This is a genomic window from Pseudomonas grimontii (genome assembly GCF_007858185.1).
GTDB classification, from domain to species: domain Bacteria; phylum Pseudomonadota; class Gammaproteobacteria; order Pseudomonadales; family Pseudomonadaceae; genus Aquipseudomonas; species Aquipseudomonas grimontii.
The window spans coordinates 83952-96783 of sequence record NZ_VFES01000015.1 but is presented as its reverse complement, the minus strand read 5'-3'; the positions used below and the strand labels follow the sequence as shown (position 1 = coordinate 96783).

Below are 12832 nucleotides of genomic sequence, written 5' to 3'. Positions count from 1 at the left end.
GTGAATGCCTTCGTAAAGTAAGATCAACAGCACGCCCGATGTGGTAGCCCGATATTATCGGAAGGCTTTATGGCCACGCGCGCGAGGCTGATCAACCCCGCGCGCGTAGAACGACCAGATATGCAGGTGCTTATGCGCGCTTGCTGTTAGTGGGATGTTCTGGCCTCAGGGTTCGAGCGACAAAAACCAGCGCTCGGCCAACGCCTTGCCGATCAGCCCACGGTGTACATCCACCACCGTCTGCGGGCTTTGAGCCTGGGCCAGTAACGAGTAGTAGCTCTGCGTTTGTTGCGCACGGGTTTTCAAGTGGGCGGCGGTGTAGCCAGCCTTGGGTGTATTGGCAGCCGGGTAATGAAAGTGCGCGAACCACAGCGGGTTGCCTTGCTGGTCATTCACTGCGTATTCCTGGATGAAGTCCCGACGTTCGCCTTTTAGTTGAAACCGTGCATTCCACCTGGACACGCTGACCTGTTTTTCGCCGATCAGGTATTCAAGGTTGCCGTGCGTCGGTGGCAGTTCCAGGCTCAATTGGATGCGCAGTGCCTTGCCGCGAGCGCTCAGGCGTCGTCCGGCTTCGCGCAGGTCGGTCACCAGCGTCTGGTCCGCGGCGGTGCGGGCGCTTTCGGCCTGGGCCTGAACCAGCCGGTCCAGCTCCGTGGCCAGCTTGTCGTAGCGGACCGCTTCGTACTGCAGGATCTCCTCAATCTCCTGCGGATGCTTGCAGATTTTGGTGTAGTCGTCGCCCCGACGCAGGTGCTCTTCAACCATCGCCAGCAGCTTGCGCGCCTTGCCTTTGACCAGGCCGAACTCGCGCGGGGCAGCAGGCGATTGGGCAGGCGTTGCTTCGACGAACTCGACCCAGTCCTCACCGTCCTGCGAGTACATTCCCAGCAGTTGGTCGTTGGCTTCGTCTCGCACCTCGACCATTTCCACGTTGCCAACGGGTTTCACCTCGCCGATAAGCGTGGCCTTTTTTCGGGTCCGAATAACCTTTTTCGCGGGTCTTCCCGTGACCGCGACAGGGCGCCGGGGTGGCCGTCGGCTGGTTTGCGCAGGCGGTTTGACTTCGTTGGCCAAACGTCGCGTGACGTCCTGGTAGAGCTCATCGAGCAAGGTGAACAGTTTGCTGTTGTAGGTCGGGTCCAGCACGCCGGCATCGACGATGCCCAAGCCCTGCAACGAATCGAGGGCGCGACCATAATGCTCCACCAGGCTCTCCAGCACACTCAGGCGATCACTGGCCGACAGCTCCAGCCTGTTGAGTTCACTGTGGGTGCGCACATGCTGTTGCAGCGGTTCGACAATGGTGTCCAACGCAATGAACAGCGGATGCTGGATGTCTTTGACGATCAGTCGTTTCAGGCAGCGAATTTGCAGATCCTTGATGGCCAGGGCACTGATCTCGTTCGGTCGGCCCTGGGTCAAGCGTTTGAACACGTCGGCACCGGAGGAGCCGAGATTGAACAACTGCTCCAGATGACGATCCGTGGACTCAAGCCCGCGAATGCTGCGGTCATTGATGTCCAGCATCTGATGGAGAAACTGCCGATAACCCATCGGTTCGCTGAGCACCGCCAGGTACAGGGCGGCACCTTCACGGGTGAACCGAGGGTGGGCGCGGTAGAGCGCTCGCCTGTCTGCTTCTGCGATTACCACATGTTTGCGGGTGTTATTGATGGTGTTCTCCAAAAGCACCAGGGTGTTCTTGAGCGGCAGTGGAATGTTCAGCTCGTTGCGTTCTTGGGCGCTGTTGAGGATCTTCAGGTAATCGCGGGTCTGGGTTTTCAGGGCATCGTCGAAGTGCTTGCGCACGTTGGCCCGTTGCACCTCGCTGAATCGGGCATTCTGTTCGGCGTCTTCCATCGCGGCCTGGGCCGCGTCCACTGTGCGTTGCCGTTCCTGTTGGTTTGCCAGCATCTGCTCATAGTCGCCTCGCAACTCACTGATACGCAGGGCCTTGCGCTGGCGTTCGGCGGCAATCCGTTTGGGCGGCATGCCCCCGTGTAGCCGCAGCCGGGTATCGACGGACCAGACACCCTGTGCGTTGGTACGCAGGTAGGGGCCGCGCCGCTTGCTATCGGCACGGTCGACAATCACCACGCTGGCATCGTCGTCCAGAACGACCCGGAACAGGTCCCCCTCAATCTGGGCGTACCAGTGGTTTTCGATCAGGTACAAGCCTCTGCGTGGGCCGTTCAACACGGGCTGGGGCAAGGCGGGGGGCGTGGCGACTTTAAATGCCGCAAGGCGCATACGCTGGCTCGGTGTGAGGCGCTGGCGTGCCTGGGCGAAACTGAAATCCAGGGCCGTGCGGTTGTCGCGCGGCAGTTCTCCGGCCAGGGCCACGGTGCCTTGGCGGTGCTGCGGGGAAGGCAGGGGCGGCCAGCGCGAGGCATCACGTCGAGGTACTGGTGCGTGCAAAGCCCGTTGCCGGATGGCCGCGGCCAACGGTGGTCGTCGTGCCTGCACCGATGGGAAGTCCAGCAACGCCATCGCGACGCTGAGTAACAAGTCGATGGCGCCCTGTTCCCGGTCGAGGGGGTTCTGGCTGCTGAGGGCTTGGACATCGCGGGTAACGCTGGCGAACATGGTCAGTAACCATCCGGTAAGCATCGCCGGACCACGCAGTACCGGCACCAACAGGCTGCCGAACAGCAAGCTTGCACCTTCCATCAACACTTGCCAGCGGCTTTCGTTGTTGGACACCGACGCGCGTTCGGCCTGATCCACCAGCGCCCGGGCGTGGTCGCTGAACAGGTAGCGCATCAACTGCCCGGTCACCAGGCATTGCTGCAGTTCATCGTTGAGACCATTGCGGGCGAGGGTCGCCGGCTGCGGTGTGTGCAGTGGCGCGAATTCGTCGCCTTGGCCAAAGCGCACGTAATGGGGTTGGCGAAAGCCGCCCCGGTCGTAGATCGGCCGCACGTTGTCGGGCAGCCAGGTCAGCACGCTGGTTTGTAACGCTCCGGGCTCGGCGATGGCCTCGAACAGCGCCGCACGGTTGGCGAACTCGCGCAGCGGTTCGGCATACAGCGGTCGATACAGGAGGTGCGGGCCACTCTCAAGATTTTGGTACTCGATGAGGTACATGGCGCTGACCGTATCCGCTGGGGCGCCTGGGGCACGCAAGAATGCCAGGTGACGAATCGCCACGGGATGGTTGTTGACGTGCTGGTCTGTACTCTCGGGCTGCATCAACGCGTCGACCATGCTGGCGCCTTGGGGCGTCACGCCGGCCGCGCCCTGGAGGCTCAGCTCCAAGGCCAGCAACGGCAACTGCACTCGCTGTTGATCGGTAAACAGGACTTCGCGTCGCTGTGCGTCAGGTGTGTCGCTCAGCAGTGCTTGTTTAAGCCGCTGGGGGTAGTGTTTGCCGATGTCGACTTGTTCGATCAAGCCATCACTGCCCGTGAGGTACTCCGCCGTCAACCAGTCCGGCAGCACGGCGCCGTGGCGATGGGCAATCGACAGTTGGCCGCTGGGACGGGCGGACAGGTTATTGATGGCCAGTTCGGTGAGGCTCATGTTCACGTGTTCGACGATACCGGCGCCACCGGGGTAACCGGCGGCCACCACGAACGTCAACGTCACATCATCGGGGTGCAATGTGGCCTGGGGTGCGGGGGCTGCGGCCCTGGCGGCCTCGCGCTGCAACGCTTGCTGCAAGGCGCGGACCGTGTAGGTGTGGATGTCGTCAATGTCACTGAGGAAGGTGCGTCCTTGCGCCCGCTGCTTTGCGCTGGCCAGGGCCAGGCTGTATTGCCGGTAACGGGAACGATCGGCGGGGAGCGCATCGCGCAATGGGTCGGGCATGAGCGCCCGCACGGTCCTGAGGTGCGGCAGGCGGTCTGGCGGGGCATCGATAAAGTACCGCCCTGGGTCGGTGAATTCGCGGTACAACGCTTGCAATGTCGCTGGGCTTTGATTCAGTGGCAGGTTCAGGTCGGCAAGATTTTCCAGTTGCTGGTTGAGGATGATCGCTGCCTGGTGGTCGAAGATCGAGCCCTCGGGTTCGTAGCGGTTGCAGGTGATTGTCTGGGCTTGATACTGCGCGCTGATGCGCTGTTCCCAGGCGGTGGTGAAGTCATCCTGGGACGTAAAATGTTCAACCCGGCCACTGGGTGTACACAGCAGTACTGGCGCTTGGCCGTTGATGACGCGGGTCAGCAGCAGGTGCTCAGGGAGCAGGCGAGCACTTTGGCCCTTGTTGTGAAGTGTGGTCTCGATACCGTAGGCCATCACGGCATGCTCACCGTGGCGTGCCATGCGCTGGGCGCGGTCTGGGGTGGTGGTGAGCTGGTCGAGGGTTTGGCGGGCTATCTCATCCAGCGCCGGCTGGCCGAGGGCGGCGGCCTGCAAGGTGCTCCTGAGCATGTCGCTGAGCCAGCGCCAGCGAGTGACACCATTGTCCGCGTCCTCATTCCAGAAGTGGATCAACGCGTCCTGCAGGGCAATCGGCAGGGTGGCGGGCAATTCCCGGATCACGTCCTCGATGACCTTCATGTCCAGCTTTTCCGCAGTGGTGCCCGGCAGCTTCAGGCGCTTGGGCGGAGCGTCGGACAGGTAATAGGCGGTGTCATTGACGTCACTGAAGTCCAGCGGGCCATTGCTGCACAGGTACTGGTAGACGACGTCTATCAAGGGTTGGAGTTTCCAGCCACCGGAGGGTTGTGGAATGGCCAGTTGGGTAAGGGACAGGTCGATCGCCAATGAGGGGTAGCGTTCATTGATGGCACGCAGGAGCAGAGGGCGGATGATTGTTTCCAGGGTCGCGAGGCCAGCAAATTGCTGGCTCACCACCTGGGCCGTCAGGTTTTCAGGGAGGGCAGGAGAGGGCATGGGTGTAAAAGTCCTTTTCTGGGGAACGCCGCCTGGATCAGGCGAGGTCATTTCAGCCCAGCATGGTGTCTGCGGGCGGGCCGCAGGCGGTAGCCGGCTATGGCCGGGCAACGCGAGGGAAGAAAGGCGTGAAGGATTGGCCTATCATCAGTGTCTTTCTTGCCAATGAATGACCCTGATGACTGCTAAGACCCTGCCGGCTGTACTTGCCACCAGCGACATGCTTGAAATCGATGGCCTGCATGCCTTTGACTTCCATCTCGATGCCCAGAAATTGCTGATCACCGCCATGGACGGCCGTGCTGAAAAACGCTGGGAATTCAGCCTGGCTCAGGTGCAGGCGGCCACATTCGACACCACCTTGCAAAGCTGGACCCTTACCGGTGATTCGGGCGAGCACCGCCTGATCTGCATGAGCGCCTTCACCGGCAACAATAACGACGAGGATGAAGCCGATGATGATGCGTAAATTCTGGCCCCTGTTGATGGCGGGCAGTGTCGGTGCGATGTCGGTGCAAGCCGCCCCGGCCGACACCTACGAACTGTTGGTGGGCAGCTACACAGCCGGCAGCAGTGAAGGTATCTACCGTCTGCAATTCGACAGCCGTACCGGACAGTTCCAGGGCCCGCCGGTGCTGGCGGCCAAGGCAGCCAACCCTTCGTGGTTGACGGTCTCCAAGGACCAGAAGCACCTGTTTGTGGTCAATGAAAACGGCCCCGGCCAGAAAGACCCGGTCGGGCGCGTCAGCAGCTATAGCATTGACCCGCGCAATCACCAGCTCACCCTGATCAACCAGGTCCAGAGCCTGGGCAATGAGCCGACCCATTCCAGCGTGGCCGCTGACGGCCGTTATCTGTTCGTCGCCAACTATTCAGTGCTGGAAGATCCGGGTGGCAGCCTGGCCATTTTGCCGGTGGACGCCGAGGGCAAGCTGTCGGCGCCGGTGCAGTTGAGTGGGCACCCCGCCAGCCGCGTAAACCCGGAGCGCCAGGCCTCCAACCATGTGCATTCGGTGGTGTCGGCGCCGGATGGCAAGTATGTGTTCGTGCAGGACCTGGGGGCGGACAAGGTGTTCGCCTACCACTACGACCCCAAGGTCAGTCACGAGCAGCCACTGACCCCGGCCACGCCGGCCTCGGTGCAATTGCCTGCGGGCAGCGGCCCGCGTCATCTGCTGTTCAGCGCTGATGGCAAACATGCCTGGCTGACCACCGAGATGAGCGCGCAGGTGGCGGTGTTCGACTACAAAAACGGCACGCTGACGCAGACCCAACTGGTCGACTACGCCGCCGGGCAGCCGGTGTCGGATAAAGCCGGCGCCGCGCTGCATGCTTCCGGCGATGGTAAATACCTGTATGTGAGCAACCGAGGCACGGCCAATCAGCTCGTGGTGTTCAGCATCGACCCGGCCACTGCACACCTCAAGGAAGTGCAGCGCCGCTCCGTAGAAGGCGACCACCCGCGTGAATTTGCCCTCGACCCGAGCGGCAAGTTCCTGCTGATCGCCAACCAGAAGAGCAATGAAATTGTGGTGGTCGAACGTGACCCCAAGACCGGCCTGTTGGGTAAAACCGTGCAGAAATTGCCGATCGATGCCCCCAGCGACCTCAAGTTCCTGGTGCGTCAATAAGCCACAGGCCCCGCAACGCGGGGCCTGAGTCTTTGTATTAATTGTATTAATAGCGGCTACTGTTTCAAAGCATTTCTAAGGTTCAACCCTCGGGCGTAAGTTGGGTTCCAAGGCCTTCCCCGGCCACCCAACCAAACGAACACAAGGGTTACCGACATGAACTTGAATCTCTTCTCCGTCATCGCTGCTTCCGCTGTTTCCGCCACCGTGGCTTTGCCTGCTGCCGCCAGCGTGGAAGTCACCGGCAAAAAATCCAGCACCAGTGCCTACACCCAGAAATACCTGCAACAAAGCGCCAACTTCTACGCTGCACTGGATCACAAGACCCAGCAATGAACGACAGATGCCGGAGATCCAATGTGGGAGGGGGCTTGCCCCCGATGGCGGCCTCTGGGCCGACCATTTTTTTGGATCAGACCGAGTACATATCCGTTGCTGCGGTAACGGCTACTTAGGGTTCCGCTCTTACAGCGGGTCACTTTTGGAAGAGCGCCAAAAGTAACCAAAAACGCTTCGCCCCACCACTCGGCACCTCGCCCAGGCTCGGTGTGCCCGTAATCCGACAGTGATTTGGGGGGCCGCCGCCACGCGCCATCCATGGCGCGGGGCGGCTAAACCGGCATCCCTGCCGGTTTACCCCCCAAATCACTATCGAATTCCGGCCAGCGTGGTTTAACGGGGCGCCTGAGATCAAGATCAAGATCTAAAGCAAGATCAAGGGCGGCTCGCTTCGCATCGTGGTTAGCGGTGGCAGCTACAACAGCGTGTCGATACGGTAAGCCCCCTCCCACATTGTGATTTGCGTAGGGCTCAGGGTTTGGCCATCACTGCGGTAAAAAGCGGCGACTTCAGAAACTGCTCTAACCACACATGCAAGCGCCGATACGGCGTCGTAGCAAACCACTCGCGATCCACATGGGCAAACTGGCGCACAAACGGCGCCAGTGCCATATCGGCCAGGCTCAAGTGGTCGGCCAGCAAGTAGCCATTCTCTGCCAGCAAACCTTCCAGCTTCTGCAAGAACACTTCACCTTGCGTCCGATAATGTTCCATCGGCTGCTCGGGGTAGCGTTCGGCGTACTTGTATCGATTCAAATGATGTTTGAAGGTTGAATCGTTCTCGGCGATCAGTGCCAGCACCGACGGATCGCCCTGCAACAACCAGTCATCCGGGTCGTGCCGGGCCAAGGCCCATTGCATGATCGCCAGGCTCTCATCGATGACCTCGCCCGCCACACTCAATACCGGCACCGTCCCCTTGGGCGACAGCGCCAGCATCTCGGCCGGCTTGGCCTTGAGGCTCACCTCGACGATGCGCACCGCGACCCCCGAGTAGCGCAGCGCCAGGCGTGCGCGCATTGCATAGGGGCAGCGCCGGAACGAGTACAGCAGCGCCTCGCTCACTTCACCTCCAGGGTGCTCAGGCCATTGCCCTGGCGCTTGACCTGGATCTGCACCGGGATGCGTTCGTGCATTTCCTGCACGTGGGAGATCACCGCCACTTTGCGCCCCTGGGCCTGCAACCCGTCGAGGGCGTCCATTGCCAATTGCAGGGACTCGGGGTCGAGGCTGCCGAAACCTTCGTCGATAAACAGCGATTCGATCTTCAGCGTGCTCGACGCCATCGACGCCAGGCCCAAGGCCAGCGCCAACGACACCAGGAACGTCTCGCCGCCGGACAACGAGTGCACCGAGCGCAGTTCATCGCCCATCTCTGTGTCCATCACCAACAGCCCCAACATGCTGCCGCCACGCTTGAGGCGGTAGCGGCGGACCAGTTGGCGCAACTGCACGTTGGCGTGGTGCACCAGCAGGTCGAGGTTGTAGGCCTGGGCGATCTTGCGGAAAGTATCGCCGGTGGCCGAGCCGATCAGCGCGTTCAGGCGCGCCCAGCGTTGCCACTCTTCATAGGCCTTGGCGATCTGCTCGGCTAGCGCACTGTTGGCGTCCTGGCGACGCTGGTCCTCGGACTGGCGCGCGCGCAGTTCGGCGCATTGCTTTTCGCCTTCGGCCAATTGTTGATTGAGCGCGGCCAGGGCGTCATCGAGTTGTTGGGCGTCCAGGTTGCCGTTGTGCAGGGCCAGGTGGTCGGCGAGGCGTTGTTCGCGCTCTTGCAGTAACACCTTGGCTTGCTCAACGGCTTTTTCGCTGCTGTGCAGATGCTGGCGCAGCGCGGTGATCTGCGCGTCATCGAAAGCCAGCAGACGCGCCAGGCCCTCGTCATCCAACTCGGGGTGCAGGGCGCGCCATTCGTGGGTGCGGGCATCGAGGGTGTGCTGTTCGGCTTCGAAGGATTGCTGGCGCTCCTGCTGGGCCTTGAGGTCGGCGGCCAATTGGATCAGTTGGTTGCGGATGTCCTGCAACTGCTGGTTGGCGCCTGCCTCGCTCTGGCGTGACTGCACCACGGCCTGTTCCAGCTGCTGCTGCCAGTGTTCGGCGCTGGCGTGCTCGCCCAACAGCGCGGTGAGTGTCGCCTGGGCGGCCTGCTGCTGGGCGCTCAACTCGGTGACCTGCTGATGCAACACGTCGAGCTGCTGTTGGCGATGCTGCTGGTGCGTGTGTTCTTTCTCGATGGCCTGCTGGCGTTCCTGCTGCTCGGCCAGCTCATCATGCTGATGGCCAAGCTGCTCAAGGCGCTGGCTGACCTGCTGGTCCAATTGCATAAAGGTCGCGGCGGGTTCGCTGCGCAAGCCTTCCAGGGTCTCGGCGGGCAGCAGGCTGGCGAAGGCGTTGAGTTCTTCGTCGAGACGTTCGCGGTCGTTGGACAGCTCGCGCTGCTGGTCCACCAGCAATTGGCGCGCCTGCTGGCTCGCGTCCTGGGCGGCTTGCAGTTGTTGCTGCAAGCGCCCGGCGTTTTGTTGCAGGTTGAGCAGGGCGCCCTGGCGTTGTTCGTCCTGGGTGATGCTTTGGGTCAGTTGGTTGAGTTGCTGGGCCAACCAATGGCTGCGTTTGGTTGCGTCCTGATTGAACAACGAGGCCGACAGCGGGTGCGCATCCAGGCTGGGCTGGAGCGCCTGCTGTTGGGTGACCAGGTGTTCCTGTTGTTGCAGGAATTCTTTTTGCTGGGCGATCAGGCCGCCGACTTCACCGCGCAGCTCGGTGAGTTTTTCCTTGAGGGTATCGACGGCTTTCTGCGCCGTGGCCTCTTCGTTGTCGTCGTGGCGACCGAGGCTGTGCAGCAGGGCTTCGGGCTGGTGATACGGGTGTTCATGGCTGCCGCACACCGGGCAGGGCTGGCCATCCTGTAATTGTTCGCGCAATTCCTCGACGCTGGCGCTGCGGGCCAGGCGCTGGCGTTCCAGCAGTTGCTTGGTCACCGCCAGGGTCTGTTCGGCAACGGTGAGTTCAGCTTTGGTTTGCAGGCCGGTCTGGTTCAGTTGCTCGCGCTGCTGCTGGGCGTCGGCGAGTTTTTGCGTCAGGGCCGCGGCTTGCTGATCCAACTGCTGTTGGCTGTCCCACAGGCGAGTCAGGTCTTCGAAGGCGCGTTGCTGCTTGCGATTGTCTTGCAGCAGGCTGGCCAGCAGCTGGATCTGCTCGGCCACGGCGTGCGGCTCGGCACCGGCTTCCTGATACAGCAGGTCCAGCGCGTCACGTTGCTGGGCGAACTTGTCTGCGGCGCTCGTGGCGCGCTGTTCCAGTTGTGGCAGTTCGGCCTGGCCTTTCTTCAGGCGATTGCCGATCAGCATCAGCTGTTGCAGGCGGTCGCGGTAGGCGCTCCAGGCCTCGCTGAGCGGGGCGAGGGCGCTGCTGCGCTCAAGCTCGGCGGCCAGGCGTTGCAGGCGCTCGGCAACGTGGGTGTGCTTGTCCTGTAAGCCCTTGAGCAGCGTCTGGCCTTCGGCGCAGGCGCTTTCTTGCTGCTGTTTGTCCTCGGTGCGCTTGGCCAGGTCTTTGGTCAGGTGGGCGAGGGTGCTTTGCGCTTCGAAGGCCTGGCGCAGCAACGGCACGGCGTCGCCCTGGGCCTTGAGGGCTTCGGCCAATGCGGCCTGGGCGGCTGCCTGCTGTTGTTGGGCCTGTGCCTGGCGGGTATGCAACTCGGCCTGTTGCTCGATGTGCGCCTGAATCTGCGCGGCCAACGGCGTCAGCAAGGTGAGGAGTTCCGCCCTGCGTGCAAACTGATGGCGTTGCGGTGCCAGTTGGTCGAGGCGGCTCAGGTCCTGGCGCTGCGTGGCCTGGTGGTCCCACTCCGCTTGTGCTCGCTGCAAGTCTTCGGTGGCACTGCGCTGGCGGTCCTGCCACTCGCGCAGTTCCTTGAGCCAGGTGTGCTGCAATTCCAACTGCTTGAGCTGGGCCTGCTGGGTCTTGAGCTGCTGCTGGGCCGCGTCGAATTGCTGATCCAGTTCGGCGCGCGTTTCAGGGGCCAGGGGCACCACGCCGGTGGCCTGGTCCTGCAGGTGTTTGTGCGTGTCCTTGGCGTCCTTGGCCTTGTCAAACGCACGGCGGCCTAGCTGGGTGTAGAGCGCGGTGTCGGTGAGCTTTTCCAGCAGTTCGCTGCGTTCGTTGTCGTTGGCCTTGAGAAAAGCGCTGAACTCGCTCTGGGCCAGCAACACGGCGCGGGTGAACTGCTCGAAGTTCAGGCCCAGGGCCAACTCCAGCTGGGTCTTGTATTCGGTCTTCTGGCTGGCCAGCAGTTGGTCGCTGTCCAGGTCGATAAGGCTTTGCCGACTGTTCTGCAACTTGCCGCTGGCCTTGTCGCGGGCGCGATTGGCTTCCCAGCGCGCCCGGTAGCGACGGCCACTGACACCGACAAAATCCACTTCGGCATAACCGCCACCGGTGCCGCGACGGATCAGGGTGCGTGGGTCGCCGATGGAAATATCGCTGTCGGCATCCGGCATTTTGGCCTGGCCGGTATCGCCCAGGCGTGGCACCGCCCCAAACAGCGCCAGGCACAGGGCATCCAGCAGGGTGCTCTTACCGGCGCCGGTCGGCCCGGTAATCGCGAACAGCCCGGCACTGGCCAAGGGCTCGGCGGTGAAGTCGATCTCGAACGGGCCGGCCAGGGACGCGAGGTTTTTCAGGCGGATGGCGAGGATCTTCATGGCTGTTCACCCTCCTGTTGCACTTCCTGGAGCAGCACGGCGAAATCCTTCAAGGTCTGTTCATCCACTTCACTGCCGTAGCTGTCCTGCCAGGCGCGGCTGAACAGCTCCTGGGGCGTGAGCTGGTCGAGTTCGATCAGGCGCCCATCGTGAGTGTCTTCGCCGCGTTTGCCCGCGTACTCGGCGGCGATGCGCACCAGGCGCACGGCCTTGCCTTGCAGGGCGGATTCGATCTGTTGGCGCAGGTCGGGTTGCGGCTCGTCGAGGCGTACGCGCACTTCCAGCCAGGGGTGGCGCTGGGTTTCGGCGAGCAGGTCGATGTCGGGCAACTCCGCCAGGGCCTTGAGGATGTCGGCCAGGGGCGCGGCTTCCAGGCGTTGCAGGTTGACCGAACGCGGGATCAGGATCGGCTCTACGCTGACCAGTCGTTCGCCTTGGAACATCACGTCGAGAATCTGGTGCTTGTAGCCGATTTCGGAAAACGACAGCGGAATCGGCGAGCCACTGTAGCGAATGCGCTCTTCGCCATTGACCTTTTGCGGCTTGTGCAAATGGCCGAGGGCCACATAGCCGACACTTTTGTCGAACAGTTTCGCCGGCAGTGCCTCAGCGTTGCCGATGATCAGGCTGCGCTCGGAGTCTTCCGACACCGAGCCACCGGCCATGTGTGCATGGCTGATAGCAATCAGCGCCTGGCCTTTTTTGCGTTTGGCGTTAGCCGCCGCGATCAGCCATTCATGGACCTGGCCGATACCGTGCAGGTAGTCGTCACCCAGGTGCGCACCGGTAACTTCCGCCGGGCGCAGGAACGGCAGCGCCAGGCACCAGCCCGCGACCTTGCCCTTGGCATCCGGCAGAGGGATCAGCAGGCGCTCGGCGTCCAACTGGCCATCGTCCAGCCACAGCACGCGGCCCAGCGCATGGGTACGCAAACGGCGCATCAACGGCGCGGGCAGTTCGATCCGTGAGCCGGAATCGTGGTTGCCGGCGATCATCACGATGGTCAGCTTCGGGTTTTGTTCGTGGGCGCTGATGATGAAGTCATACAGCCGCTCCTGGGCCTTGAGCGGCGGGTTGACCGTGTCGAAGATGTCGCCGGCGATCAACAGCACATCGGGTTGCTGGGCAGCGATCTGGCGCAGCAGCCACTCGAGGAAGCAGGCGTGTTCGAAGTCGCGTTCCTGGCCGTGGAGGTTTTGGCCCAAGTGCCAGTCGGAGGTGTGAAACAGACGCAAGGCGAACTCCGTGGAGAAGATGAAAAGGAGGGGAGTTTACCTGTATTGCGAACGCGCTGCTCCAGACGACGCAGATCCAAGGTGGGAG

General features: G+C 62.2%; 7 protein-coding genes. 3 read left to right on the top strand and 4 right to left on the bottom strand.

From position 1 onward, the window contains the following. Nucleotides 1-165 precede the first annotated feature (165 nt). Nucleotides 166-4839, bottom strand: coding sequence for a hypothetical protein (locus FIV39_RS22350; protein WP_090403452.1), 4674 nt, complete (start codon nt 4837-4839; stop codon nt 166-168). Between the two features lie 178 nt (nt 4840-5017). Here FIV39_RS22350 and FIV39_RS22345 point away from each other — a divergent pair, with 178 nt between their 5' ends. From FIV39_RS22345 to FIV39_RS22335, 3 genes are all read left to right on the top strand, one after another. Next, nucleotides 5018-5308, top strand: coding sequence for a DUF5629 family protein (locus FIV39_RS22345; RefSeq protein WP_090409933.1), 291 nt, complete (start codon nt 5018-5020; stop codon nt 5306-5308). After that, the gene (locus FIV39_RS22340; protein WP_090403454.1) at nt 5295-6470 is read left to right on the top strand and encodes a lactonase family protein; all 1176 of its coding nucleotides are present in this window, start codon (nt 5295-5297) and stop codon (nt 6468-6470) included. Before FIV39_RS22345 ends, FIV39_RS22340 begins: the two co-directional genes overlap by 14 nt. A gap of 156 nt (nt 6471-6626) precedes the next feature. Next, nucleotides 6627-6806, top strand: a complete 180-nt coding sequence (locus FIV39_RS22335) for a hypothetical protein (protein WP_090403456.1) — start codon at nt 6627-6629, stop codon at nt 6804-6806. A 474-nt stretch (nt 6807-7280) separates the two neighbouring features. On the opposite strand, the gene FIV39_RS22325 is transcribed toward FIV39_RS22335, so the two are convergent. From FIV39_RS22325 to FIV39_RS22315, 3 genes are read right to left on the bottom strand one after another with little or no spacing between them, the layout of a single operon-like run. Then, the gene (locus tag FIV39_RS22325) at nt 7281-7874 is read right to left on the bottom strand and encodes a glutathione S-transferase (RefSeq protein ID WP_090403458.1); all 594 of its coding nucleotides are present in this window, start codon (nt 7872-7874) and stop codon (nt 7281-7283) included. Beyond that, nucleotides 7871-11509, bottom strand: coding sequence for an SbcC/MukB-like Walker B domain-containing protein (locus FIV39_RS22320; RefSeq protein ID WP_090403461.1), 3639 nt, complete (start codon nt 11507-11509; stop codon nt 7871-7873). The genes FIV39_RS22325 and FIV39_RS22320 overlap by 4 nt, the downstream gene beginning before the upstream one ends. Beyond that, nucleotides 11506-12744 (bottom strand): exonuclease SbcCD subunit D C-terminal domain-containing protein, encoded by a 1239-nt coding sequence (locus tag FIV39_RS22315; protein WP_090403463.1) that lies wholly within the window; start codon nt 12742-12744, stop codon nt 11506-11508. Before FIV39_RS22315 ends, FIV39_RS22320 begins: the two co-directional genes overlap by 4 nt. Nucleotides 12745-12832: the final 88 nt, after the last annotated feature.

Bases quoted from the DNA above. Each gene is read 5' to 3' on its own strand.
- FIV39_RS22350 (WP_090403452.1), bottom strand. From the start codon at position 4,839: ATGCCCTCTCCTGCCCTCCCTGAAAACCTGACGGCCCAGGTGGTGAGC.
- FIV39_RS22320 (WP_090403461.1), bottom strand. From the start codon at position 11,509: ATGAAGATCCTCGCCATCCGCCTGAAAAACCTCGCGTCCCTGGCCGGC.
- FIV39_RS22345 (WP_090409933.1), top strand. From the start codon at position 5,018: ATGACTGCTAAGACCCTGCCGGCTGTACTTGCCACCAGCGACATGCTT.
- FIV39_RS22340 (WP_090403454.1), top strand. From the start codon at position 5,295: ATGATGATGCGTAAATTCTGGCCCCTGTTGATGGCGGGCAGTGTCGGT.
- FIV39_RS22335 (WP_090403456.1), top strand. From the start codon at position 6,627: ATGAACTTGAATCTCTTCTCCGTCATCGCTGCTTCCGCTGTTTCCGCC.